The organism is Streptomyces sp. SID5469 (assembly GCF_009862865.1).
In the GTDB taxonomy this organism is placed as follows: Bacteria; Actinomycetota; Actinomycetes; order Streptomycetales; family Streptomycetaceae; genus Streptomyces; species Streptomyces avermitilis.
In genome coordinates, this window is sequence record NZ_WWIN01000001.1 from 3,826,394 (window position 1) to 3,852,657 (window position 26,264).

17 protein-coding genes are annotated in these 26,264 nt (G+C 71.4%); 6 read left to right on the top strand and 11 right to left on the bottom strand.

The window, feature by feature from the left end; translation table 11 throughout:
- Window positions 1–3: 3 nt before the first annotated feature.
- The gene (locus GTY58_RS16085; protein WP_010984495.1) at window positions 4–1,680 is read right to left on the bottom strand and encodes a TerD family protein; all 1,677 of its coding nucleotides are present in this window, start codon (window positions 1,678–1,680) and stop codon (window positions 4–6) included.
- A 125-nt stretch (window positions 1,681–1,805) separates the two neighbouring features.
- Window positions 1,806–2,402: a M48 family metallopeptidase gene (locus GTY58_RS16090; protein WP_078234440.1), complete on the bottom strand. Its 597-nt coding sequence runs from the start codon at window positions 2,400–2,402 to the stop codon at window positions 1,806–1,808.
- A gap of 217 nt (window positions 2,403–2,619) precedes the next feature.
- Here GTY58_RS16090 and GTY58_RS16095 point away from each other — a divergent pair, with 217 nt between their 5' ends.
- Together GTY58_RS16095 and GTY58_RS16100 are read left to right on the top strand one after the other, a co-directional pair.
- A complete protein-coding gene (locus GTY58_RS16095) occupies window positions 2,620–3,843 on the top strand; it encodes a TOMM precursor leader peptide-binding protein (RefSeq protein WP_010984497.1) in 1,224 nt (407 codons plus the stop codon).
- Window positions 3,836–5,191: an AarF/ABC1/UbiB kinase family protein gene (locus GTY58_RS16100; RefSeq protein ID WP_010984498.1), complete on the top strand. Its 1,356-nt coding sequence runs from the start codon at window positions 3,836–3,838 to the stop codon at window positions 5,189–5,191. The genes GTY58_RS16095 and GTY58_RS16100 overlap by 8 nt, the downstream gene beginning before the upstream one ends.
- Window positions 5,192–5,463: 272 nt before the next feature.
- On the opposite strand, the gene GTY58_RS16105 is transcribed toward GTY58_RS16100, so the two are convergent.
- The 4 genes from GTY58_RS16105 to GTY58_RS16120 form a co-directional block, all read right to left on the bottom strand.
- The gene (locus tag GTY58_RS16105) at window positions 5,464–5,787 is read right to left on the bottom strand and encodes a hypothetical protein (RefSeq protein ID WP_010984499.1); all 324 of its coding nucleotides are present in this window, start codon (window positions 5,785–5,787) and stop codon (window positions 5,464–5,466) included.
- Complete coding sequence (locus GTY58_RS16110; RefSeq protein WP_010984500.1) at window positions 5,784–6,152, bottom strand: WhiB family transcriptional regulator; 369 nt, start codon at window positions 6,150–6,152, stop codon at window positions 5,784–5,786. The genes GTY58_RS16105 and GTY58_RS16110 overlap by 4 nt, the downstream gene beginning before the upstream one ends.
- A 176-nt stretch (window positions 6,153–6,328) precedes the next feature.
- A complete protein-coding gene (locus tag GTY58_RS16115) occupies window positions 6,329–6,649 on the bottom strand; it encodes a hypothetical protein (RefSeq protein ID WP_078234439.1) in 321 nt (106 codons plus the stop codon).
- Window positions 6,650–6,814: 165 nt separating this feature from the next.
- Window positions 6,815–9,016 carry an ATP-dependent DNA helicase UvrD2 gene (locus GTY58_RS16120; RefSeq protein WP_242432314.1) on the bottom strand — a complete coding sequence of 734 codons (2,202 nt, stop codon included), beginning with the start codon at window positions 9,014–9,016 and terminating at the stop codon, window positions 6,815–6,817.
- 256 nt (window positions 9,017–9,272) lie between these two features.
- Here GTY58_RS16120 and GTY58_RS16125 point away from each other — a divergent pair, with 256 nt between their 5' ends.
- Entirely contained in the window at window positions 9,273–9,515 is a 243-nt protein-coding gene (locus GTY58_RS16125; protein WP_010984503.1) for a mycoredoxin, read from the top strand.
- A gap of 121 nt (window positions 9,516–9,636) precedes the next feature.
- On the opposite strand, the gene nudC is transcribed toward GTY58_RS16125, so the two are convergent.
- The 5 genes from nudC to GTY58_RS16150 all read right to left on the bottom strand — a co-directional run bounded on the left by nudC (window position 9,637) and on the right by GTY58_RS16150 (window position 19,844).
- Window positions 9,637–10,584 (bottom strand): NAD(+) diphosphatase, encoded by a 948-nt coding sequence (gene nudC / locus GTY58_RS16130; RefSeq protein ID WP_010984504.1) that lies wholly within the window; start codon window positions 10,582–10,584, stop codon window positions 9,637–9,639.
- Between the two features lie 164 nt (window positions 10,585–10,748).
- Complete coding sequence (locus GTY58_RS16135; protein WP_010984505.1) at window positions 10,749–12,152, bottom strand: dipeptidase; 1,404 nt, start codon at window positions 12,150–12,152, stop codon at window positions 10,749–10,751.
- A gap of 10 nt (window positions 12,153–12,162) precedes the next feature.
- Window positions 12,163–15,705 carry an ATP-dependent DNA helicase gene (locus GTY58_RS16140; protein WP_037649024.1) on the bottom strand — a complete coding sequence of 1,181 codons (3,543 nt, stop codon included), beginning with the start codon at window positions 15,703–15,705 and terminating at the stop codon, window positions 12,163–12,165.
- A gap of 117 nt (window positions 15,706–15,822) precedes the next feature.
- Window positions 15,823–19,212: an ATP-dependent DNA helicase gene (locus tag GTY58_RS16145; protein WP_010984507.1), complete on the bottom strand. Its 3,390-nt coding sequence runs from the start codon at window positions 19,210–19,212 to the stop codon at window positions 15,823–15,825.
- A gap of 266 nt (window positions 19,213–19,478) precedes the next feature.
- The gene (locus tag GTY58_RS16150; protein WP_037649027.1) at window positions 19,479–19,844 is read right to left on the bottom strand and encodes an MGMT family protein; all 366 of its coding nucleotides are present in this window, start codon (window positions 19,842–19,844) and stop codon (window positions 19,479–19,481) included.
- Between the two features lie 186 nt (window positions 19,845–20,030).
- Between GTY58_RS16150 and GTY58_RS16155 the strand changes: the two genes are divergently transcribed.
- The 3 genes from GTY58_RS16155 (at window position 20,031) to GTY58_RS16165 (ending at window position 26,217) form a co-directional block, all read left to right on the top strand.
- A complete protein-coding gene (locus tag GTY58_RS16155; protein WP_010984509.1) occupies window positions 20,031–22,925 on the top strand; it encodes a lysylphosphatidylglycerol synthase transmembrane domain-containing protein in 2,895 nt (964 codons plus the stop codon).
- Between the two features lie 68 nt (window positions 22,926–22,993).
- Window positions 22,994–24,544, top strand: a complete 1,551-nt coding sequence (locus tag GTY58_RS16160; protein ID WP_010984510.1) for an alpha/beta hydrolase — start codon at window positions 22,994–22,996, stop codon at window positions 24,542–24,544.
- Window positions 24,545–24,663: 119 nt separating this feature from the next.
- Window positions 24,664–26,217, top strand: a complete 1,554-nt coding sequence (locus GTY58_RS16165; protein WP_010984511.1) for an alpha/beta hydrolase — start codon at window positions 24,664–24,666, stop codon at window positions 26,215–26,217.
- Window positions 26,218–26,264: the final 47 nt, after the last annotated feature.

Below are 26,264 nucleotides of genomic sequence, written 5' to 3' on the forward strand. Positions count from 1 at the left end.
CCCTCAGACCTCGTACGGCTGGACGACGATGAAATTGCCGGGCGCGCCGCGGAACTGGAGGTTCACGCTCTCGCCGGTGTCGCCGGGGTAGGCGTTGCGGCGCATCCGCACCTGGCTGGAGACGATCACCTGGGAGGCCGCGGACCAGGCGACGACGGCGTTGCAGTCGGCGAACGTCGTCGGCGTCACAGGCAGCACGACCGGCGCGCCGTGCGTCTTCACGACGATCGTGCCGGTCCCCTGGAACTGCATCGTGAACAGCGCGCCCCCGGGGATGCCGTGTCCCTCGATGCGACGGACCTCGTACTGGAGGGACTCGTCGAAGGCGAGGACGTTCTCCGCGGAGACGCAGATCGCGTCGCCCTGGAGCTCGATGGGGTGCACATGGGTGGCGTTGTCGGCGAGGAACACCTGGCCCTGGCCGGTACAGCGCATGAGCTGCATCTCCTGGCCGGTGGCATTGCCCGTGATCCGGCCGGCGAAGCCCGCGCCCTTGTAGCTGAACTCGACCTTGCCCTGGTAGAGCACCATGCTGCCCTGCCGCGCCAGCACCGGCTGGCCGCCGATGCCGAGGTCGACGCGGATCAGCTTCTTGTTCTGCTGCGTCCAGCGCTGACCGGTGGGCGTCTCCTTGAAGACCGACAGCGCGGCGGCCACACCGGCACCGCCCTGCGGGGCGCCCTGGGGAACGCCGTACGGGGACGGGGCACCGGACTGACCCGGGTACTGACCGGGCGGCACCTGCCCCGGAACCTGGCCGTACTGCGGCTGCTGGCCGTAGCCGGGGGGCGCGCCCGGGGGTTGCTGGCCGTAGCCGGGCGGCATCGGGGCGGTCTGGCCGGGAGGCTGCTGTCCGTATCCCGGCGGCGGACCCGGCTGCCCGGGAGGCTGTGCGTACGGTGCGGGACCCGGCGGCGGGACAGTGCCGCCCGGCGGGGTGTGCAGGGGCCCGACGATGGTCGGCGCGGCGTGCACGGAGGGTGCGGGCGCCGGGGCGGGAGGCGGCGTGGGCCCCGGGGGCGGCGTGAACCCCTGGGCGGGCTGCGGCGCCGGGGCGGGAGCGGGAGCGGGAGCGGCCGGGGCGCCGAACGCGGGCGGCGCGAACGAAGGCGCGGCACCGGACTGCGTCTGTGCCGGAACAGCCGGCTCCTCCTCGGCGACCTCTCCGCCGAAGTTCTTCAGCAGCGCGTCGAGGCCGCCGTCGAAGCCCTGGCCGACGGCGGCGAACCGCCAGACGTCCTTCAGATAGAAGTCGCCCAGCATCACGGCACGCTCGGTGGAGAACTCCGAACCGGTGAAGGAGTAGCGGGCCACTTCCTCACCGCCCGCGACGATACGGAGGTAACCGGGGGCGACCTGCGACATCTGCCCGGCGCCGTCGAGCGTCGCCGTGAAGGACAGCTTCTGGATCTGCGGCGGGATCCGGTCGAGCGTCACACGGAAGGACTCCGTGTCGCCCGCCTGGGCGCCGAGCAGTTGGATGGACTCCTCGGGGGTCTTCGGCTGGTTGAAGAAGATGAAGTACCGGTCGTCCGAGAGCCGCTCCTCGGCGTCCAGACCGAAGCAGCTGATGTCGAACGTCAGTCCGGGGCCGGTGATCTGCACGCCTACGTACAGATCGGTGCCCGCGGTGAGGTCACTGATCTTGGCCTTGTGGCCGCGTTGGAATTCCCTGGCCATGCGTAACGACCGTCCCCCATCCCGAATGCGAGTGCGTCGCGTCAGGCTAACGGCAAACTCCGGGAGCGGACGAAGCCGGTACAGACCCGGTACACAACCGCCTCTTCACGGGGCGATCGGAGGTCCTACTCGGCGCCCGGGGCGGGCTGGTGCGGCAGCCGGTCGGCGGCGACCACCCCTTCAAGGTAGCCGCGAGCACGCTCCGTACGCGGATACGCCTCCAGCAGCCGCCAGAAACGCGGCCCGTGCCCGGGCACGAGCAGATGTGCGAGCTCGTGCAGCAGGACGTAGTCGACGACGTACTCGGGCATGCCCTGCAAGCGGTGCGAGAGGCGAATGCTGCCCTCGGACGGGGTGCACGAACCCCAGCGCGTGTTCTGATTGGTGACCCAGCGGACCGCGGTGGGCCGGGCGCGGCCGTCGAAGTACTGGAGCGACAGACGCTCGGCCCGCTCGGCCAGCTCGGCGTCGCCGAGCCGCCGCTTGCTCTCCTGGGCGGCCAGCTTGTCGAGCATGACGGTCACCCAGCGCTGTTCCTCCGCCTCGGACATACGGGCGGGGATGAGCACGACGGTGCGATCGCCCTCGCGGTACGCGGAGACCGTTCTGCGACGTCGCGCGCTCCTGCGAACCTCGATCGCGCTCGCCCCCGAGCCGCTTGGCGGCTGGCTCGTCGTGCTGCGCTGTGGTTTTGCGGCGCGGTGCAGTGGGTCGGCGGGCACGCCCCGACGTTACCCGCTGCACACGGGGGAAGTCCCGCCTCTGGGACGGTTCCGTGGCGATCCGCACCCTGTGCGCTCGATTTGTACGACGAACGCCACCGCCTGTGGACAACTTTCGGCACGTCCCGAGCGGGCCGGGCATGCTGGCACTCGTCGGCGGAGCAGCACAGAGCCCCACCGACACACGGGGACGTTCTACGGGCTACGGGGGCCGTTCATGCATCCGATGGTGAAACCCGCGCTGCGGCGCGGCTGGCGGGATCTCAACACCGTGCAGTTCGGGATGGCACCCGCGCACGCCATGGTGCTGGGGCCGATGGACACGGCGACGGGCAGTTTCCTGGCCCTGCTCGACGGCACACGCGGGCTGCCGCTCCTGCGAGAGGAGGGACGCAGGATGGGGCTGCCCGACGGCCATGTCGACGGACTGGTGGAGCGGCTGGCGGCCTCGGGGCTGCTGGACGACGCGACGGGCGGGGGCCCGGGCGCCGACGCCTTGCGCGGAAAGGGGGCCGTCCTGGACCGGCTCCGCCCCGATCTGGCGTCCCTGTCCCTGGTCGCCCGCGCACCGGGGGCGGGGATTCAGCGGCTGGCCGCCCGTCGCTCCCTGCGGGTGCAGGTAAGGGGCGCGGGCCGGGTGGGTGTCGTCCTCGCCTCGCTGCTGGCGGGCGCCGGCGTGGGCGAGGTCGACGTACAGGACACGGGCCGTGTCGAGCCGTGGGACGTGGCCCCTGGCGGACTGCCCGCCGAGTCGATCGGCGAGCGCAGAAACGAGGCGGCCCGGCGGGCCGTGCGGAGTGCGGCACCGGAGCGGCCCCCGCGACAGGAGCGTGCCTCGCGCAGGACCACCGCGGGCGCAGCGGACCCCGGTCTCTCGCTGGTGATCCTCACTCCACGCGACGGCCTGGGCATCCACGCCCCGGACCCGGCCGCCGCCGAGCCACTCATCACTTCGGGCACACCGCATCTCTACGCCGGAGTCGTGGAGGGCACGGGAGTGGTCGGCCCCTTCGTCCTGCCCGGCGAGTCGGGCTGCGCGGGCTGCCTGGACCAGGGGCGCGCCGACCGGGACCGGACGTGGCCGCGCCTGGTCGCCCAGTGGCGCTCCGGACGGCCCCGTCAGGTGCAGGCGTGCGACGTGGCGCTGGCGACCGCTGTCGCGGGTGTCGCCGCCGGGCACGCGCTCGCCTTCCTCGACGGGGAACTGCCGTCGAGCGCGGGCGCGCGCTGGGAGACCTCCGTGCCCCGGCTCGACTGGCACGCCCGGCCCGTGTGGGCGCATCCCGCATGCTCCTGCGGCGCCGCGGAGAAAGGTAACGGAGAACACACCGCAAAGGAGGGGGAGCCGCACGAGACAATGGCGGAGCAACAGCCGTCGGCAGACTTGCCCCGCAAGGCACGCGCCGCACGGCTGTCTGGGACTTGGAGGGCGCATGTCTGATCTTCCCCGGAAGGCGGTCACCCGTACCGCCAAGCTCGCCGCGCTCCCGCTCGGCTTCGCCGGGCGGGCGACCTGGGGGCTTGGCAAACGGATCGGCGGGAAGTCGGCGGAGATCGTCGGCCGGGAGCTCCAACAGCGCACGGCGGAGCAGCTGTTCAAGGTGCTCGGCGAGCTGAAGGGCGGCGCGATGAAGTTCGGGCAGGCGCTGTCCGTCTTCGAGTCGGCACTGCCCGAGGAGGTCGCCGGGCCCTACCGCGCGGCACTGACGAAGCTTCAGGAAGCGGCCCCGCCGATGCCGACCCGCACGGTGCACGCCGTGCTTCAGGAGCGGCTCGGCGAGGACTGGCAGGAGCTGTTCCTGGAGTTCGAGGACAAGCCGTCGGCTGCGGCCTCGATCGGCCAGGTACACCGCGGGGTGTGGCACGACGGCCGTGAGGTCGCGGTCAAGGTCCAGTATCCGGGTGCGGGCGAGGCCCTGCTCTCCGACCTCAACCAACTCAGCCGTTTCGCGCGCCTGTTGGGCCCGTTGATCCCGGGCATGGACATCAAGCCGCTGATCACGGAGCTGCGCGATCGGGTGTCGGAGGAGCTGGACTACGCCCTGGAGGCGCAGGCCCAGCTGGCGCACGCGGAGGAGTTCGCCGACGACCCCGATGTCGTGGTCCCGGCGGTGGTGCACCAGAGCGAGCAGATCCTGGTGACCGAGTGGATCGACGGCATACCGCTGTCGGAGGTGATCGCCGACGGCACCCAGGAGCAACGCGACCGCGCCGGCCAGCTCCTGGCCCGCTTCCTCTTCTCCGGGCCCGCCCGCACGGGACTCCTGCACGCCGATCCGCATCCGGGCAACTTCCGGCTGTTGCCCGACGGCTTCGACGAGAAGGCCGGCTGGCGCCTGGGCGTCCTGGACTTCGGCACGGTCGACCGCCTGCCGGGCGGCCTGCCGACCCCGATCGGCGACTCCCTGCGCATGACCCTGGACGGCGATGCCGAGTCCGTCTACGAGCTGCTCCGCGAGGAGGGCTTCGTCAAGGAGTCCATAGAGCTGGACCCCGACGCCGTCCTGGACTACCTGCTGCCGATCATCGAACCGGCCCAGGCCGACGAGTTCACCTTCACGCGGGGCTGGATGCGCAGCCAGGCGGCCCGGATCGCCGACCCGCGCTCCCCCGCGCACCAGTTGGGAAAGCAGCTGAACCTGCCCCCGGCGTACCTCCTGATACACCGCGTCACCCTCAGCACCATCGGCGTCCTGTGCCAGCTGGGCGCCACCGTGCGGCTGCGGGACGAACTGGAGGAGTGGCTGCCGGGCTTCCTGCTGGAGGAGGAGTCGGCCGCGGAGGCGTGAGCCGGGCGAGGGAGGGGGCCTACCACCGAGCCGAGTCCAGGCGCCCCTCGATCGCTCCGAGGTCGGCACGGGCGCAGCTGTCGTTGCGCGGCGTAGCCGCTGTGGTCACTGTCCCGGGCAAGACTCGTCATCTCGACATCTCGTCGCTCGTCGCCTCGTCGCCTCGTCGACGATGTCTCCGTGACCGGTGGTTCGGGCGGCCGAACGCACGGCGGGGGCCGGTCCGTTCGGGACCGGCCCCCGCGGGGGTTCCTGCTACCGACGTCCGTCGGTTACTGCATGACCGCCATGGCGAGCGCGCGGCGGGCGCGCATCGAGGCGCGCTCGGCCCGGCGCTGCATCCGGCGGGCCGTCGCCAGGCGCGTGGCCCGGCGTTCCTGCTCGGCCTCATGCAGTCGCTCGTGCATATGCGCACGAGCCAGGGCTTCTGGGATGAGTTGCATCTCTCGGGTCCTGTTCTGACGCGAGTCGTTCGCGCCGGTGGTGGTGAAGTCTGGGATCGCGGAGCCTGCGGGCTCGCCGGCGGACGGCTTCATCGGGGCCTGCTTCTTGGGGTCGTGCGTGAGGGGGCGGTCGATCGTTCCTGTGATGTTCATGCGGTGACCGGGTTCTTGCGCGGGCGGCCACGCGGCCGCTTCCGGGCGACGACGACACCCTGGACGAAGAGCTCGCCACCCCAGACGCCCCAGGGCTCACGCCGCTCCTTGGCGCCGGCGAGGCAGGCCTCGATGAGCGGGCAGGTGCGGCAGAGGGACTTGGCGTACTCGACATCGGCCGGCGACTCGGCGAAGAAGACCTCCGGGTCGTACGAGCGGCAGGGGACGGGTACGCCGAGGTTCTCGATGGCGTCGTCGAGCGCGGTGAGCGCGGTGAGCGGGATCAAGGTGGAGTCCTCCGTGAGGCCGGGCGGGGGGATCGTTTCGGAAGGCGGTACGGACGGGGCGTGCGCTTCGAGTTGCACGGTTGGTTTTCCTCGTCTGGTCGTTCCGGCCCTGTTGGGCCGGGTGGCGGCTGGTACCGGGTTCTTTTCTTGTCCCGAGGCCCCTTCGCCCGTCTGTCCCCGGTGTTGGGGACAAACAGAAGGGCCGCGGATCCCGGGTGGGGTTCCGCGGCCCTGAAGGCGCCGGCCTGAGTCGATCAGGCTGGATCACTCCAGGGTTCAGGCCCACGGAAGGCCCACATCGTGTGGTGCTGCGTCGTCTGCTTCAGGGATCCGGCACCGGCCGCAAAGGCATAGGCATGCGCCTGTGCCACTACTGCTGCTTCCAGTGCCTTGGTCGGTCGCTCATTGCGCTCACGGATGGGAAGTTCCGCGAGAGACAGGGAGGACGCCGGCCGGGCGGCACGAATGCCGGACAGACCGGTCCCCAGGTTCGAGACGCCGGACATGCACAGGGAGACGACCGAGCGATCGGTCATTTTGACGGTGCTGATGGAGCTGGTGTTGATGCTGATCACTGGAATCGCCTCCTCTCGGCGTCTCAAGGGACTGGCGGTGAGCCAGTCCGACGGCTATTAAGTACAGCACGGAACCAGGGCTTCGGAGAAGGCCGCTGTTCCCGTGCCTAAGAACCTATGGGGATTGCTGGGGCATGCGCAAACTATTTTTTCGACGAGTTTGCATCAGTCACCCTCGGCGCCCACCTCAACTTCCTGACCTGCGCAGATGCTGAGAACGTCGGCTCCGTAGCGATTGAGCTTGCGCACCCCGACCCCGGGGATCCGCGCCAGATCGCCCTCGTCGTCGGGCACGGCCTCGGCGATCGCCATCAGGGTCTTGTCGGTGAAGACGCAGAACGCGGGCTGCCCGCTGCGCTGCGCCTGCACCGCCCGCCACTCACGCAACCGCTCGTAGAGTCCCTCGTCCATGTCTGAGGGGCAGTCCTCACAGCGCATCAGCTTCATCTCGCCCGCGTCGCTCAACGTGCGGCCGCAGACCCGGCAGCGGGCCGGGATCCTGCTGGTGCGGCGCGGGGCGGGGCTGGTGGCGGAGCCCGCGAAGCCGCGCTCGATGCCTCCCGCGGCGCCGGCCCTGGCGCCGCGGCCCGTGGTGGTGACCGAGCCGGGACGCAGCCCGTCGAGGAAGCGGCTGGGCCGGCGGTTCGGGCGCCCCCCGGGTGAGCGGGACAGTGCCCAGGAGACGGACAGGTGCTGTCTGGCGCGGGTGACGCCGACGTACAGGAGGCGCCGCTCTTCCTCGATCTGTTCGTCGGTCTTGGCGTAGGTGATCGGCATCATGCCCTCGGCGACACCGACCAGGAAGACGACGTCCCACTCCAGGCCCTTGGAGGAGTGCAGTGAGGCGAGGGTGACGCCCTGCACGGTCGGTGCGTGCTGGGCGCTCGCCCGCTCGTCCAGCTCCGCCACGAGGTCGCCGAGGGTGGCGTCGGGCTTGGCGGCGGCGAAGTCCTGGGCGAGGTTCGCCAGGGCGGCCAGCGATTCCCAGCGTTCCCGGACCGCGCCGGAGCCGGCCGGGGGCCGACTGGTCCAGCCCTCTCCGGAGAGCACGGCGCGCACCTGGGAGGGCAGGTCGACGACGTCGTCCAGGAGCGTGTCGTTGCCGCCGAAGCGGGCCGCGCCGCGCAGGGCGACGCCGGCCTTGCGCACCTCGGGGCGGTCGAAGAACCGCTCGGCGCCGCGCAGTTGGTAGGGCACTCCGGCGTCGGCGAGGGCCTGTTCGTAGATTTCCGACTGGGAGTTCGTGCGGAACAGGATGGCGATCTCGGCCGCCGGTACGCCGGAGGCCAGGAGGTCGCGGATGCGGCGGGCAGCGCCTTCGGCCTCGGCCGGCTCGTCGGTGTATTCGGTGTAGACGGGTTCGGGGCCGGGCTCTCTTTGGGAGATCAGCTCCAGGCGGTGCTCCGCGGCACGGCCGCGGGCCTGGGCGAGCAGGCCGTTGGCGAGGTGGACCACCTGGGGCGAGGAGCGGTAGTCGCGCACCAGCTTGACGACCGTGGCTCCGGGGTGGCGGGTGCGGAAGTCGAGCAGGTGGTCGGGGGTCGCTCCGGTGAAGGAGTAGATCGTCTGGCTGGCGTCGCCGACGACGCACAGGCTGTCGCGCTCGCCGAGCCACAGGTCCAGGAGGCGCTGCTGGAGGGGGCTGACGTCCTGGTACTCGTCGACCACGAAGTGCTGGTACTGGGCGCGGACCGCCTCCGCGATGTCCTGCCGGTCCTGGAGGATGCCCACGGTCAGCAGCAGGACGTCCTCGAAGTCGATGACGGCGCGGTCGCGCTTGAGGTCTTCGTACGTTGCGTAGATCTGGGCGATCTCGGCCGGGTCCCGGGGGGCCTCGCGGGCTGCCTTGGCAGCCGCGGCCGCGTAGTCGGCGGGGACGGTCTGGGTGACCTTGGACCATTCGATCTCGGCGGTGACGTCCCGCAGCTCGCCCCGGTCGAGACGGATGCGGCAGGCGGCCGCCGCGTCCGCGACGATCTGGATCTTGCGGTCGACGATTCTGGGGAGTCCGCCACCGACTGCTTTCGGCCAGAAGTACTGGAGCTGGCGCAGCGCGGCGGAGTGGAACGTGCGGGCCTGGACACCGGAGGCGCCGAGCTGGCGGAGTCGGCCGCGCATCTCGCCGGCGGCGCGGTTGGTGAAGGTGACGGCGAGCACGCTGGAGGGCTGGAGGATGCCTGCGCGCACCCCGTAGGCGATGCGGTGGGTGATGGCGCGTGTCTTGCCGGTGCCGGCACCTGCCAGCACGCACACCGGCCCGTGCAGGGCGGTCGCCACCGCGCGCTGCTCGGGGTCGAGCCCGTCGAGCACCGCGTCGGCAGAGTCCGGAACCTGTGGGAAGAGGGTGGAGTGCGTTGCTGCTGTCACCCCGCCATGCTGCCAGGTCGGCGGAGGCGGGTGCGGCGGTTGTCCACAGGGAGGCGCCTGCAGTCGTACTAATGCGGCAGGCTCGCCGCCGCGTCCGGGCGGCAGACGCACCGCCCCACGTGCCCTTGCTCACAGCCCTGGCTCGGAAGCACCGAAACAGCGACGCGTCCGCCCCCGTGCGGGAATGGCGGCTCTCTCCCGTACGTTCGAGTCTCTGCGACCACGCACCCCCGAGCAGCAGAGGAGCGTCCGAGACATGCCGGGCACTGTGACGATGTACAGCACCACGTGGTGCGGCTACTGCAGTCGGTTGAAGAGCCAGATGGACCGTGAGGGCATCACGTACAACGAGATCAACATCGAGCACGACCCGGACTCCGCGGCGTTCGTGGAGAAGGCGAATGGCGGAAACCAGACGGTTCCGACCGTGCTCTTCGCGGACGGTTCGACGCTCACCAACCCTTCGCTGGCCCAGGTCAAGCAGAAGATCGGCGCGTAGCGGGGGCGCTTTCGGTGCGCTGCCGTGCGGGCGGTCCTTGAGGAGACTCGAGGACCGCCTTCTGCTTGCGGTGCCGCCGTGGTCGAGTGGGCGGTCATCCGCGCACCGTGGCCGGTCGGTGTCAGACGGCCGTACCCGGCCTCGGCAGGGGCTTGCCGTACCAGAGCTCGATCAGGCGGGCGGCGATGGAGATGCCGTACGGCGGCAGCACTTCTTCGGACTCGAAGGCGGCCTTCAGGTCCTCACGGGAGAACCAGCGCGCCTCCTGGATCTCGTCGCCGTCGACGTTGATCTCCGTCGAGGTCGCCCGGGCCATGAAGCCCAGCATGAGGCTGGAGGGGAAGGGCCAGGGCTGGCTGGCGACGTACTCGACTTCGCCGACGGTGATCCCCGCCTCCTCGAAGACCTCGCGGCGCACCGACTGCTCGATGGACTCGCCGGGCTCGACGAAGCCGGCGAGCGTCGAGAAGCGGCCCTCCGGCCAGTGCACCTGGCGGCCGAGCAGGATGCGGTCCTCGTCGTCCGTGACCGCCATGATCACTGCCGGGTCGGTGCGCGGGTAGTGCTCGGCGCCGCAGGCCGGGCAGCGGCGGATGTGGCCGGCCGCCGCGATCACCGTGCGCTCGCCGCAGCGCGAGCAGAAGCGGTGCAGACGCTGCCAGTTCTCCAGGGCGACCGCGTGGACCATCAGGCCCGCGTCCCTCGGCGACAACAGCAGGCCCGCCTCGCGCAGGCCCGCCGGCCGCGCGGACTGGTCGATGCGGCCGGGCAGCGCGTCCTTCTGGAGGGCGAAGTAGCTGACGCCGTCGTCGTCCGTGCCCAGGAAGTAGCGGTGCGCCTCGGTGAGGGGGGCCTCGAATGACGGAGTCATGACGAGTTCGGTGGCGCCGTCCGCCGTCTCGTCGATGAGGACCTGGCCGCCGGAGACCACGAAGGCCCGAGTGGTGGGGTGGCTCCACGCGGCCGCGAGCCAGGCCTCGTCGAGCCGGTGGTGGGCGGCCCGATCGATGCCGCTCGGCGCGGTGAGTGAGAGGGGACGGTCGGCGGTACGGTCGGTCCAGGTGGTCACAGGTGCTTCCAACTCCCCCGGTGGAACGGTTATTTCAGCGGGCGGTTCAGCGGGACATACGGCATGGGCGGACCAGGTCCGGCGGGCTCTGGGCGTGCGGGGCGGTCCTTCCAGTGTGCCGGGCCCTGGCCCCCGTGAGGTCGCCGGTCCGGACCGCGAGATGGTCAGTCCCCATGGCGCGGACTCCCTCCCAGGTCGCCCCACAGGTACGCGGTGGTCTCGACGCCCTTGAGGAGCAGATCGAGTTCGACCTTCTCGTTGGGGGCGTGCCAGCCGTCGGACGGGACGGAGATCCCGAGGAAGAGCACGGGTGCCCCGAGGACTTCCTGGAGGTCGGCCGCGGGTCCGGAGCCGCCCTCGCGGGTGAAGCGGACCGGCTGTTCGAAGGCGCGGCCCATGGCGCGTGCGACGGACTGCAGCGCGGGGTGGTCGAGCGGTGTCAGGCACGGGCGGGTGGCGGCCCCGAACGTGATCTCGTGCCGGATCCCGGCGGGCAGCCGATCGGCCGCCCACGCGCGTACGGCCGTCTCGATGTCGTCGGGGTCCTGGCCTGCGACCAGCCGGAAGGAGAGCTTCACCATGGCGGAGGAGGGGATGATCGTCTTGCTGCCGGGGCCCTGGTAGCCCCCGCCGATGCCGTTGACCTCGGCGGTCGGGCGGGCCCAGATGCGCTCCAGGGTGGTGTGACCGGCCTCTCCGTACGTCGCGGCCGACTTGGCCGTGCGCAGCCACTGCGGCTCGTCGAACGGCAGCTCGGCGAAGAGTTCGCGCTCGCGGGCGGTGAGTTCGGCGACGCCTTCGTAGAAGCCGGGGATCGCCACGCGCGCGTGTTCGTCGTGCAGGGCGGCGACCAGGCGGGCCGCCGCGGTGGCCGGGTTGGGCACCGCGCCGCCGAAGGAGCCGGAGTGGATGTCCTGGTCGGGGCCGTGCAGCTCGATCTCGCATTCGGCGAGGCCGCGCATGCCGGTGCACACCGTGGGGGTGTCCTCGGACCACATGCCGGTGTCGGAGACGATCACGGTGTCGGCGGTGAGCCGGTCCGCGTGCTCCTCGACGAGGGCGCGGAAGTGCGGCGAGCCGGACTCCTCCTCGCCCTCGATCAACATCTTCAGGTGCACCGCCGGGGTGGTACGGCCCGTGGTGGCGAGGTGGGCGCGGACACCGAGTGTGTGGAAGAACACCTGGCCCTTGTCGTCCGCGGCCCCGCGCGCGTAGAGGCGGTTGTCTCGAATGACCGGCTCGAAGGGCTCGGTGTCCCAGCCGTCCTCGCGGGCGGCGGGCTGCACGTCGTGGTGGCCGTAGACGAGGACAGTGGGCGCCTGCGGGTCGTCGGAGGGCCATTCGGCGAAGACCGCCGGGGCGCCCGGAGTCGCCCACACCTCGGCGGTCGGGAAGCCGGTCTCCTTGAGCTTGGCGGCGAGCCAGTCGGCGCTGCGCCGTACATCCGCCGCGTGGTCGGGCTGGGCCGACACAGACGGGATGCGCAGCCACTCCGCGAGGTCGTCGAGGAAGACGGCTCGGTGACTGTCGATGTACGTGCGGACGGCGCTGTCCGGGGTCTCGCTCATGGTCAGGAGCCTATCGGCCCTCAGTGACACGCTCGCCCGGCGGTTCACCGGAGGACGGCTCGTCCAGGAGCAGCCGCTCCAGCGCGGCCCGGTCCGGGAGACCGTCGGGCCGTACGACCTCGCCGCTGCGTACGTACAGGAATGTGGTCGTGACGGACTCCAGGGGCACACCCTGCTGCTCGGCCCACGCGAGCCGGTACACGGCGAGCTGGAGGGGGTCCGCGGTGCGGGTGCGGCTGGTCTTCCAGTCGACGATCTCGTACGTCGTCCCGTCGTTCCCCTCTTTCCGGTAGACGGCGTCGATGCGGCCGCGTACGACGCGTCCCGCGATCGCGAGCTGGAAGGGGACCTCCACGCGGTACGGCGTGCGGTGGGCGTAGGGAGTGCGTTCGAAGGCGTCCTTGAGGGCCTCCAGGTCGCGTTCGTCGGCGATCTCGGCTTCGCTGCCGGGCAGCTCGTCCGGCTCCAGCATGGGCAGCCGAAGCTCCTCGAAGCGGGCCTCGACCCAGGCGTGGAAGCGGGTGCCGCGGCGTGCGGCGGGCTGCGGGGGGCGCGGCATGGGGCGCGCGAGCTCCTGGGCGAAGCCGTCCGGGTCGGCGGCCAGCTCCAGGAGCTGCGACGCGGTCAGCGACGCCGGCAGGGGCACGTCGGTGACGCTCGCGCGGGCGCGCAGCAGCTCTCCGGTGAGGGCGTCCAGGTCGCGGTCCCAGGAGGCGATGGTGCGTGCTTCCTCGGGCGTGAGGGGCGGCGGGCCCGCCGGGTGGGGACGAGCCTCCGGAGCCGCTGCTTGGTGGGGCACCGTCGGCCGGTCCGTCGACCAGGACTCCCAGTCGGCGTCGTCGTCGCCGTCGTCTTCGAGGAGGCCTTCCTCCGGGACGTCGTCCTCCCCGTAGGGGGCCTCGTCGTGGGCGAGATCGCCGTAGGCCTCGTCGAAGGGATCTTCGTGGGGGCTTTCGGCGTCCTCCGGTGGCGGCCAGTCCGGGTCGTCGTACGACGTCGGGTCGTGGACGGCCGAGGGCGCCGAGGGGTGGGCGTTCTCGTGCGAGGCGACTCGCTCCAGGTAGGCGAGTACGGTCTCGGCGGCCGCCCGGCGGCGGGCCAGCGCCGTGTCGTCGAGGGGAAGTGGCCAGGCGTGGTCGGCGGCCGCCTCGTGCAGGGCCGGGTTCTCCTCGTTCTCCTCGGGCTCCTCCGCCCACGCCTCGATCTCGCCGTACCCGGCCGCGCAGTGCTCGTACAGGGCGTGCAGGAAGTCCGACGGACCCCGCGGGCGCTTCTGGGACGGGCCCCACCAGTGGCCGGAGCCGAGGAGCAGGGAGCGGGGGCGGGTGAAGGTGACATAGCCGAGGCGGAGCTCCTCGGTGTGCTGGTGCTCCTTCATGGCCTCGTGGAAGGCCTTCATGCCTCTGGAGTCCCAGGCCTCGATGTCGGGCAGCGTGTCGGCGTCGCCGCGCAGCTCGTGCGGGAGGACCTTGCCCTGCGCGGTCCACTTCTCGCGGCCCTGGGTGCTCGGGAACGTCCCGGTGACCAGCCCGGGGACCGCGACGACGTCCCATTCCAGGCCCTTGGACTTGTGCGCGGTGAGCACCTTGACGGTGTTCTCACCGCCCGGCAGCGCGTTGTCGAGACCCTTCTCGTACTGGGCGGCGGTGCGCAGGAAGCCGAGGAAGGCAAGGAGCGTCGCCTCGCCGTCGCTCGCGGCGAAGGATGCGGCGACGTCCAGGAAGTTCGACAGCGTCTCGCGTCGGCGCGCGGCCAGCGCGTGCGGGGACGCGGACAGCTCCACCTCCAGACCGGTGACGGCGAGGACCCGGTGCAGGACGTCCATCAGGGGGTCGGCGAGCGAGCGGCGCAGGTCACGCAGTTCGGCGGCGAGCCGTGCGAACCGTACGCGCGCGTCGGCCGAGAACGGCAGCCCGTCGTCCGCCTCCGCGGGATCTTCGAGGGGCGCTTCCAGGAACGTGTCGAGCGCGTCCGCGAGCGAGATCACCTCGGACGGGTCGACCCCCTCGACGGCCGCGGCGAGCCGGCGGTCGGGGTCGTCGTCGGCCCCCACGCGTGCGTGGGACACGAGCAGGCGGGCGCGCCGTCCCAGAAGAGCGAGGTCGCGCGGGCCGATGCGCCAGCGCGGGCCGGTGAGGAGCCGTACGAGAGAGGCGTTGGCACCGGGGTCCTGGAGGACTTCGCAGACGGCGACGAGATCGGCGACCTCGGGCAGATGGAGCAGTCCGGAGAGGCCGACGACCTCGACGGGGACGTCGCGGGCGACGAGCGCGCCCTGGATCTCGGCGAAGTCCGTCGCGGTGCGGCACAGGACGGCGATCTCGCCGGGCTCCTTCCCGGTGCGCACGAGGTGGGCGAGGGAGTCGGCGATCCAGTCGATCTCCTCGGCGTGGGTGCGCAGCAGCGCGCACCGGACCTGGCCGTCGTGCTCGGCACCCGGGGCCGGGCGCAGGGCCTCCACGCCCGCGTGCAGGGCGCGCAGGGGCTCGGCGAGGCCGTTGGCGAGGTCGAGGAGGCGGCCGCCGCTGCGGCGGTTCTCGCTGAGGGCCTGGCGGGTCGCGAGGCGGCCGTCGGCGTGCGCGAAGTGCTCGGGGAAGTCGTCGAGGTTGGCGACGGAGGCGCCGCGCCAGCCGTAGATCGCCTGGCAGGGGTCGCCGACGGCGGTCACGGGGTGCCCGGTGCCACCGCCGAACAGCCCGGCGAGCAGGACGCGCTGGGCGACCGATGTGTCCTGGTACTCGTCGAGGAGCACTACGCGGAACTCGTCCCGCAGGATGGCTCCGACCTCCGCACGCGTGCGTGCCAGGGTCGCCGAGAGGGCGATCTGGTCACCGAAGTCGAGGAGGTCGCGCTCGCGCTTGGCGGCCCGGTAGCGCACCACCAGGTCGGCCAGCTCACGACGGGCGGCTGCCGTTTCGGGGATCTTGCGCAGCTCGGCGTTGGAGAGCTTGGCGCCCTCCAGTGAGCTCAGCAGCTCGGCGTCGTATGCGCGCAGCTCCTCGGGGCGCACCAGGTGCTCGGCGAGTTCGGAGTCGAGGGTGAGGAGATCGCCGACGAGGTCCGGGAAGGAGCGGGTCAGCGCCGGGTACGGGCCCGGGGCCTCACGCAGCACGCGCGCGGCGAGCTGGTAGCGGGTGGCGTCGGCGAGCAGGCGGGCGGTGGGTTCGAGCCCGATGCGCAGGCCGTGGTCGGTCAGCAGTCGGCCCGCGAAGGCGTGGTACGTGGAGATCACCGGCTCGCCCGGCGGGTTGTCCGGGTCGATCACGTCCGGGTCTGTGATGCCCGCCTTGACGAGTGCCTTGCGGACGCGCTCGGCGAGTTCACCGGCGGCCTTGTTGGTGAACGTCAGGCCCAGCACCTGCTCGGGGGCCACCTGCCCGGTACCGACCAGCCAGACCACGCGTGCCGCCATCACGGTGGTCTTGCCCGATCCGGCTCCGGCCACGATCACCTGCGGGGCGGGCGGTGCGGTGATGCAGGCCGTCTGCTCCGGGGTGAACGGGATGCCGAGGAGCTCCTTGAGCTGCTCGGGGTCGGTGATACGGGCTGGCACGTCAGAGAGGCTAGCGGCGGCCACTGACAGTGGAGGACCAATCAGCCGCATGGCTGGAAGAAGCACAGGTCAGCACGTGTGGTGCAGTGCATCACAGCCGTATCTGCCGAGCCGGGGTCACTCCACCACGTGGCGCCCCTCCGCCCGCGCGCTGCACGACGCCCGGAAGGCGCAGTGGGTGCAGTGCTGGCCGGTGGTCGGAGAGAACCGTTCGTCGAGGACCTTGCCCGCGGCGGTGGCCAGGAGGTCGCCGACCCACTCCCCCTCCAGGGGCTCCTGGGCCTGCACCTTGGGGAGGGCCTCGCCGCCGTCCCGCTTGGCGGCGCCCTGGCGCAGCTGGACGAGTTCGGCGCCGCCCGGCTCGGGACGTACGCCGTCGAACGCCTCGTCGACGGCGCCCTCGCTCACCGCGAGCTGGTAGACGGCGAGCTGCGGATGGCGGCCCACCTCGGCGGCGGTCGGCGCCTGTTTGCCGGTCTTGAAGTCGACCACGTAGGCGCGGCCTTCGCCGTCCGCCTCGACACGGTCCATGGAGCCCCGGATGCGTACCTCGTAGGAGCCCGCTTCGAGGGTCACGTCGAAGTCGTGCTCACTCGCCACCGGCGTACGTCCCGCGCGGTCCATCACATGCCACTGCAGGAAGCGTTCGAGCGCCACGCGCGCGTTCTCCTTCTCCTGCGCCGACTTCCAGGGCGCGTCGAAGGCGAGCGCGTTCCACACGGAGTCGAGGCGCTCCATGAGGACGTCGAGGTCGGCGGGGGTGTGTCCGGAGGCGACCTCGTCGGCGAGGACGTGCACCACGTTGCCGAAGCCCTGGGCGGCGGTCGCCGGGGCGTCGGCCTTCACCTCGCGGCCGAGGAACCACTGGAGGGAACAGGTGTTGGCGAGCTGGTCGAGGGCGCTTCCGGAGAGCACGACGGGCTGGTCGCGGTTGCGCAGCGGCACCTTGCTCTCGGTCGGCTCGTACATGCCCCACCAGCGGTAGGGGTGGGCGGACGGCACGAGGGGGCGGCCGTCCTCGTCGCCGAGCGCGGCGAGCCGGGCCAGCCGGCGGGCGGCGGCCTCTCTGAGGGTGTCCGAGACCCGGGGGTCGACGGTGGTGGCACGCAGTTCGGCGACGAGCGCGGCGACGGACAGGGGGCGGCGGGGGCGCCCGGTGACGTCCTTCGGTTCGACGCCGAGTTCGGTGAGGAAGCGGGAGGGCTGATCGCCGTCGTCGGCCGGAGCCTTCACGGCGGTGACGATCAGGCGTTCACGCGCGCGTGTGGCGGCCACGTAGAACAGGCGTCGCTCCTCCGCCAGGAGGGCGCCCGGGGTGAGCGGCTCGGCCAGGCCGTCGCGCCCGATGCGGTCAGCCTCCAGGAGGGAGCCACGGCGGCGCAGGTCCGGCCACAGGCCCTCCTGGACGCCCGCGACGACGACCAGGCGCCACTCCAGGCCCTTGGAACGGTGCGCGGTCATCAGGCGTACGGCATCGGGGCGCACGGCCCTGCGGGTGAGGGTGTCGGCTGCGATGTCCTGGGCGTCGATCTCCTCCAGGAAGTTGAGCGCGCCACGGCCGCCGGTGCGCTCCTCGGCGCGGGCCGCGGTCGCGAACAGGGCGCACACGGCGTCGAGGTCGCGGTCGGCGTTGCGCCCTGCCGCGCCGCCGCGCCGGGCGGCCCGCGCCAGGCGCTGGGGCCAGGGCGTGCCGTCCCACAGCTCCCAGAGGGCTCTCCTCCGCCGTGCCCGCCCGCCCGCGAGGCGCTCGCGGGCCTTGCGCAGCAGCACGCCGAGGCGCTGGGCTCCGCGCGCGTACGCCGGGTCGTGCGCGACCAGCCGTTCCGGCTCGGCCAGCGCGCGTGCCAGCAGTTCGTCGGAGGGCGGCGGTACGTGGTTGCCGGCCGCCCGCTCCTCCTCGCGCAGGGCGCGGCCGAGCCTCCGCAGGTCGGCGGCGTCCATGCCGGCGAGGGGAGAGGCGAGCAGGGTGAGAGCGGTCTCGGTGTCGAGCCAGGAGCTTTCCCGCGCGGGCTCAACGGGCTCAGCCGATCCAGCGGGTTCAGGGGACGCGGCGGGTCCGGCGGGTCCGGACGATTCGGCGTGCGTGCCGGAGGCGTCCGTGCCGGAGGCATCCGCCTCCGCCTCCGCCACCGCCTTGAGCGCCGTCAGCAAGGGCGTCACCGCCGGTTCGTGACGCAGCGGCAGGTCGTTGCCGTCGATGTCCAGGGGGACCCCGGCCGCCGTCAGGGCGCGGCGGACCGTCGGGATCGTACGGGAGCCGGCGCGCACCAGGACCGCCATCTCGCCCCACGGCACGCCGTCCTCCAGGTGTGCCCGGCGCAGGACGTCCGCGATGTTGTCCAGCTCCGTACCGGGCGTGGGGTACGTGTAGACCTCGGCGTGGCCTCCGTCCCGTACCGGCGCGAGCTCACGGTGGGCGCGTACTTTCTCCGCCGGGAGACGGTTCAGGGGCATGCGCTGGGTCAGCAGCCGGGTCGCGGCCAGCAGGCCGGCGCCCGAGCGGCGGGACGTCCTGAGGACCTCGACCGGCGCCGGCCTTCCGTCCGCGCGCGGGAAGGCGTCGGGGAAGTCCAGGATGCCGTTCACGTCGGCGCCCCGGAATGTGTAGATCGACTGGTCGGGGTCGCCGAAGGCCACCAGGGTCCGGCCGCTGCCGGCGAGGGCGTGCAGCAGCCTTGCCTGGGCCGGATCGGTGTCCTGGTACTCGTCCACGTAGACGGCGTCGTAGTGCGCGGCCAGCCGCTCGGCGACGCCCGGCCGCCGGGCGAGGAGGACGGCGCGGTGGACGAGTTCCGCGTAGTCGAGGACTCCCTGGAGGTCGAGTACGTCGAGGTACTCGGCCAGGAAGGCGGACGCGGCCATCCAGTCGGGACGGCCGATGCGCGCGGCGAAACTGCGCAGGGCGCCCGGGCTCAGTCCGAGTTCGCGGCTGCGGGCCAGTACCGCACGGACCTCGTCGGCGAAGCCCCGGGTGGTGAGGCAGGCGCGCAGTTCGTCCGGCCAGCGCACGTGCGCGAGGCCGAGCCGCTCCAGGTCGGGCTGTCCGGCGAGGAGCCCGCGCACCGCCACGTCCTGCTCGGGGCCCGACAGGAGCCGCAGAGGCTCCACGAACAGCCCGACGTCCTGGTGGGCGCGGACCAGGGCATAGCAGAACGAGTGGAAGGTGGTGGCCTGCGGAGCGCGCGCCGCACCCATGCGCAGCGCCATACGGTCGCGCAGCTCGACGGCGGCCTTGCGGCTGAACGTCAGCACCAGGACCCGCTCCGGGTCCCCGCCACGGGCGATCCGCGCGGCCACCGACTCCACGAGCGTGGTCGTCTTGCCGGTTCCCGGACCTGCGAGAACCAGCAGCGGACCGGACGTGTGGTCAACCACCGCGCGCTGGTTTGCGTCAAGACGGGGGGGATCCACCCGGGCCAACGGGGTACGCACCAGTCGGTAAGCGCCACGGCTCCCCTGTCGCATCCGGGGATGCACAAGGCGCCTGGTGGAGGAAGAGGAGCTCACGTGGTTCGCCGGTCCTGGTGGTCGTACTGGTGGGCGGGCTGCCGCGCGTGCAGAGCGGTGTCCGCGAGATGAACGGGGTGCGCGCCGTCGACGCTACGCCGGTGAATGCCGCGGAAGCAGGGCTTCCCCTTGTTCCGGACACTCCGTCGGGACACTCGTGCCGCAGGCGTCCCCCGCTCCACGAACGTACGGCATCGCCTGCCCGTGCCCTGCTTCCCCCATGTGGACCACAGGTCACCCCTGGTGCGGTCCGATGGCAGAAACTGTCAGACGTGGCCCTCCGCGCGCTCGTCGCCGTCCCATCGCGCCCGCTTCATGTCGACGCGTGGCAGATGGCCTTCGGAGGCTCTGCTCGCCTCCTTCAGAGGTGTGCCCTCGGCGCGGTAGTGGCCGAGGGCCCTGAGTTCGTGGCCCGGGAGCAGCACGCCGTCCGCGCGTATGACGCGCCACCACGGAACCGCTCCTCCGTAGAGGGCCATCACCCGGCCGACCTGGCGCGGGCCTCCCTCTTCCAGCCACTCGGCGACGTCCCCGTACGTCATCACGCGCCCGGGCGGGATCCGCTCGGCGACGTCAAGGACCCGCTCCGCGTACTCCGGCAGGGCGTCCGCCGGAAGGCTCTCCTCGCTCATCCGCCTCATCCTGCCCCACCCCACCGACAATGTGACGCGACGGCGACCGTGCGTATCCCTCGCCCCCGGGCGAGGCTTCGGGCAGACTGTGCGCCCCCGCATTTGCACCCTGATGCCCCCGTGTGTCGGGCGGGCATGCCACCATCGTGCGGGCGGTGACTGGTGATACGAGACCAAGAAGAGACGATGAAACAGCAGGGTGTGCACCCCGATGACGCGGAGGGCACCTCTGGGGTCTCGTCGCGCCCCGACACCGCCGACGCGGCCCCCACGCCGCACGAGGAGGGCCCGAAACCGCAGGAAGCAGCAGCCCCGCAGCAGCACCAGGAAGCATCCCCCGAGCAGCACGAAGAAGCGGCTCCCGAGTCGCACGGAGAAGCGGCTCCCGAGTCGCACGGAGACGAGAAGCGGCAAGCTGTGAGCGAGGAGCAGCGGGCCGAGCCGGACGCCGACCGCGCCGACGACGCCCACAACGAAGAAGTCGAGGGCGACGAACCGCTGCTTCCCGCGCGCGTGCACCGGCCCTCCGACCTGATGCGCCTGCTGGTGGGCGTCCTCGCGATCGCCGTGCTGCTCGCGGTCGCCGCGTTCGCGCACGGCACCACCTCGGGCCTGGAACAGGACATCAACAAGGGCACCGGACAGGCACCCGACCTGCTGATCAAGATCGCGGGGCTGGTGTCGAGCATCGCGATCCTCCTGGTGCCGGTCGCCTTCGCGATCGAACGGCTGATCAAACGGGACGGACTGCGCATCGCGGACGGCGTTCTGGCCGCCGTGCTCGCCCACGGAGTGACACTCGCCACGGACCTCTGGGTCGCCAGGGCGGCTCCGGACTCCATCCAGGAAGCGCTCACCCAGCCCTCGCCCGGCGACATCCACGCCCTCACCGACCCGGTGCACGGCTATCTCGCGCCGGTCATCGCCTACATGACGGCCGTCGGCATGTCGCGCAGACCGCGCTGGCGGGCAGTGCTGTGGGTGGTGCTGCTCCTCGACGCCTTCTCGATGCTCGTCACCGGCTACACCACGCCGTTCTCGATCATCCTGACCGTGCTGATCGGCTGGAGCGTCGCGTACGGAACGCTGTACGCGGTCGGCTCGCCGAACGTGCGCCCCACGGGGCGGACGCTGATGGCCGGCTTGCGGACCGTGGGCTTCCACCCCGTGAGCGCGGCCCGCGAGGAGGCGCCGGACACGACGGAGAACGGCGACCGCGGCCGACGCTACTTCGTCACCCTGGAGGACGGGCCGCCACTGGACGTCACGGTGGTCGACCGCGAGCAGCAGGCACAGGGCTTCTTCTACCGCGTGTGGCGGCGGCTGACGCTGCGCGGGATCACCACCCGCCGCAGCCTCCAGTCGCTGCGCCAGGCGCTGGAACAGGAGGCGCTCCTCGCGTACGCGGCCATCGCCGCCGGAGCCAACGCGCCCAAGCTGATCGCGACCTCCGAACTCGGCCCCGACGCCGTCATGCTCGTCTATGAGCACACCGGTGGTCGCACCCTGGACTCGCTGGACGACGCGGAGATCACCGACGAACTGCTGCGCGAGACCTGGCAGCAGGTGCGAGCGTTGCAGTCACGGCGGATCGCGCACCGCAGGCTCGCGGGCGACGCGATCGTGGTGGATCGTTCCGGCATGGTCATCCTGACCGATCTGCGGGGCGGCGAGATCGCGGCCGGCGATCTGGTGCTGCGCATGGACATCGCCCAGCTCCTGGCCACGCTCGGCCTGCGCGTGGGCGCGGAGCGCTCGGTGGCGTCGGCGGTCGGCGTGCTCGGCCCCGACGCGGTCGCCGACTGTCTGCCGCTGCTCCAGCCGATCGCGCTGACGCGCTCCACGCGCGCGACGCTGCGCAGACTGGCCCGGGAGCGGTCGCAGCGCGAACGCGAGGCCGTACTGGAGGCGTCCCGGCAGTCCAAGCTGGCCCGCCTGGAGGAGGCGCAGCAGGACGCCGGTCCCGTCGTACTCACCAAGCCCGACAAGAAGGCCGACAAGAAGGCCGTACGCGCCGAACAGCGGGCGGAGAAGCGGGCGATAGACGAGGCCCTGGACGAGGCCCGCGAGGAGGATCTGCTCACCCAGATCCGCCATCAGGTGCTGCGGATCCGGCCGCAGGCCCCGGTCGAGCCGGCCCGTCTGGAGCGGGTGCGGCCGCGCACGCTGATCAGTTTCATCGCCGGTGCCATCGGCGCGTACTTCCTGCTCACGCAGCTCACCCATATCGAGTTCGGCACGCTCTTCAGCAACGCCGAGTGGGGCTGGGTCGCCGCGGCCGTCCTCTTCTCGGCGCTGAGCTACTTCGCCGCCGCGATGAGCCTGCTCGGCTTCGTACCGGAACGGGTGCCGTTCCTGCGGACCGTGGCGGCGCAGGTCGCCGGGTCGTTCGTGAAGATCGTGGCGCCGGCCGCGGTCGGCGGCGTCGCCCTGAACACGCGCTTCCTGCAGCGTGCGGGGGTGCGGCCGGGGCTCGCGGTGGCCAGTGTCGGCGCCTCCCAGCTGTTCGGGCTCGGCTGCCACATCCTGATGCTGCTGTCCTTCGGCTATCTGACCGGCACCGAGAAGACACCGTCCCTGTCGCCGTCGCGGACGGTCATCGCGGGTCTGCTGACGGTCGCGGTGCTCGTACTCGTGGTGACCTCGGTGCCGTTCCTGCGGAAATTCGTCGTCACGCGCGTGAGGTCGCTGTTCGCCGGTGTCGTGCCGCGCATGCTCGACGTGCTGCAGCGGCCGCAGAAGCTGGTCACCGGCATCGGCGGCATGCTGCTGCTCACCGCCTGCTTCGTGATGTGCCTGGACGCCTCGATCCGGGCGTTCGGGCACGAGGAGACCACCACGCTGAGCCTCGCCAGCGTCGCGGTCGTCTTCCTCGCCGGCAACGCGCTCGGTTCGGCGGCGCCGACCCCCGGCGGTGTGGGCGCGGTCGAGGCGACCCTCACGGTCGGCCTGATCGCGGTGGGGCTTCCCAAGGAGGTCGCGGCGCCCGCCGTGCTGCTGTACCGGCTCCTGACGCTGTGGCTGCCGGTGCTGCCGGGCTGGCTCTTCTTCAACCATCTGACACGCAAGGGCGCCCTGTAGCCGGCCTGGCGTACCTCGTACGGCCCGCGCCCCGAGCGGCCCACCTCGCGCGACCTCAGGATGGGATCATGCCGAACCCTCCCCGGCTGCGCGCCGCCGTCCTGACCGCCACCGCCGTCCTGCTGTCCTCTTCGGTGACGGGTTGCAGCCACGACAACGACACCAAGGACGAGGACCTGTCGGGCCAGAAGCTGAGCTGGAAGGACTGCCCGGCGCCGTCCGAGTCCGAGGGCGGCGGCAACGCTCCCTCGCCGCTGCCGGACGGCGACGAGTGGCAGTGCGCGACGATGAAGGCGCCGCTCGACTGGGCCAAGCCCAGGGGCGACACCATCGACATCGCGCTCATCCGGGCGAAGACAAGCGGGGAACAGAGCAAGCGGATCGGCTCGCTCATCTTCAACTTCGGCGGCCCGGGCGGCTCCGGCGTCGCCTCGCTGCCCGCCTTCGGCAAGGACTACGAAAAGCTGCGCACCCGCTACGACCTGGTGAGCTTCGACCCGCGCGGGGTCGGCCGCAGCGCCGGCGTGAAGTGCGAGGACGACGCACAACTCGACGAGTACTTCCAGCAGGACGCGACGCCCGACGACACGGCCGAGCAGAAGAATCTCCTGGCCAACACCAAGACCTTCAACTCGGCCTGTGAAAAGCACTCCAGCAGGATCCTGCCGCATGTCCGCACCACCGACGCGGCCCGTGACATGAATCTGATGCGCCAGGTGCTCGGCGACACCAAACTGCACTACTTCGGGATCTCCTACGGCACCGAGCTCGGCGGCGTCTACGCCCACTTGTTCCCCAAGAGCGTCGGGCGGGCCGTCTTCGACGCGGTCGTCGACCCGACCCAGAACCCGGAACAGGGCTCGCTGGGACAGGCTGAGGGCTTCCAGCTCGCGCTCGACAATTTCGCCGAGGACTGCACCTCCAAGACCACGGACTGCCCGATCGGCGACACCGCGCAGGACGTCAAGGACCGGATCGCCACACTGCTCAAGGACCTGGACAGCAAGCCGATCCCGGGGGTCTTCCCGCGCGAGCTGACCCAGACCGCCGCGACCAGCGGCATCGCGCAGGCCCTGTACTCGAAGGACTTCTGGGAGTACCTCACCGAAGGGCTCGAGCAGGCGTACGACGGCGACGGCAAGGTGCTGATGCTGCTGTCCGACTCGATGAACGGGCGCAATGCGAACGGGCAGTACAGCAATCTCGTCGCGGCGAACGTCTCGATCAACTGCGCGGACGACAAGCCGCGTTACACCACCGCCGACGTTCAGGCGAAGCTTCCGCAGTTCAAGGCCGCCTCCCCGCTGTTCGGCGACTATCTGGCCTGGGGCCTGCTCAGCTGTACCGACTGGTCGGTGGCGGGCGCCGCGGACCATCCCGACGTGAGCGCGCCCGGTGCCGCGCCGATCCTCGTCGTCGGGAACACCGGCGACCCGGCCACGCCGTACGAGGGTGCGAAGAAGATGGTGGACGCGCTGGGCAAGGGCGTCGGCGTCGAGATGACGTACAAGGGCCAAGGGCACGGCGCGTACGACAGCAAGAACAAGTGCGTGCAGAGCGCGGTGGACGGCTATCTGCTGGACGGGAAGGTACCGGCGGCCAACACTGTCTGCTCATAAGAAACCGCAGGTAAAAAGGTTATCCACAGGCTGCGGTGGTCGCTCACCGCAGCCCGCCTACTATGGCCTGAGTGTCATCCGCCACGTCCGGCGGACGACTCGGAACGGGGGAAGTACTCATGGCGCGTATCGCACGGTGGACGGCTCTGGCCGCCGCTGCGTTGCTGGTGGCCGGCTGTGGCGGCGGCTCGTCCGACGACGGCAAGGAGACAGGCGAAGCCGATCGGTCGGCCGACTCGTCGACGTCCTCGTCGCCGTCCGGTACGCCGTCGCAGCTGCCCGCCTCGCTCACCTCACAGAAGCTCGGCTGGGGCCGCTGCAAGGCCACCTCGGACTCGCCCGCGCCGGGCGGCGACTGGCAGTGCGCGACGCTCAAAGTGCCGCTGGATTACGCGAAGCCGGACGGCGAGACGATCGGACTTGCGCTGATCCGCTCCAAGGCGACGGGCGGCCGGCGCATCGGCTCGCTGCTGTTCAACTTCGGCGGCCCCGGCGCCAGCGGCGTCTCCTACCTGCCGTCGTACGCGACCACGGTCTCGAAACTGCACGAGCGCTATGACCTCGTGAGCTGGGACCCGCGTGGGGTCGCCGCCAGCGAGGGCGTGCGCTGCCGCAGTGACCGGGCGATCCAGGCTGCCGAGTCGGTCGACTCGACCCCGGACGACTCGACCGAACAGCAGGCGTATCTGAAGGACTCCGCCGATTTCGGCAAGGGGTGCGAGAAGGCCGCCGGAAAGCTGATGTCGCACGTCTCGACGACCGACACCGCGCGCGACATGGACCTGATGCGCCAGGTGCTCGGTGACCGGAAGATGCACTACTTCGGCATCTCGTACGGCACCGAACTGGGCGGGGTCTACGCCCACCTGTTCCCGAAGAACGTGGGGCGTCTGGCGCTGGACGCGGTCGTCGATCCGAGCGCGGACACGGTCGGCCACGCCAAGAACCAGACCCGCGGCTTCCAGCGCGCGTTGGACGACTACCTCAAAGCGACAGGCCAGGATCCGAAGCAGGGCTCCCAGAAGATCGTGGACCTGCTGAAGCGAATCGACGCCAAGCCCCTGCCGACGTCGTCCGGCCGCAAGCTCACACAGACGCTGGCGGTCACCGGGATCGTGCTGCCGCTCTACAGCGAGCAGAGCTGGCCCGTGCTCACCAGCGCTCTCAAGGCGGCCGAGGGCGGGGACGGTTCGGAGCTGCTGTTGCAGGCCGACAGCTACAACGACCGGGACGCGTCGGGGCACTACGGCACGACGACCCACTCGCAACGGGTCATATCGTGCCTGGACGACAGGCAGCGCCCGACGCCCGAGGAGACGAAGAAGCGGCTGCCGGAGTTCGAGAAGATCTCGCCCGTCTTCGGCGACTACATGGGCTGGGACACGGCGGGCTGGTGCCACAACTGGCCGGTGTCCGGTCAGTACGACAATCCGGAGGTCAGCGCGCCCGGGGCGGAGCCCGTCCTGGTGATCGGCAACACCGGGGACCCGGCGACGCCGTACGAGGGTGCCCGCAAGATGGCGGACGAACTGGGCAAGGACGTCGGTGTGGAGCTCACCTGGAAGGGCGAGGGCCATGGGGCGTACGGGAGTGGGAGCGACTGCGTCGACTCGACGGTGGACAGCTACCTGCTGAACGGGACGGTGCCGAAGGACGGCAAGGTCTGTTCGTAGCCCGGGCGACGGAAAGGGGCCCGGCACACGTGGTGCCGAGCCCCTCC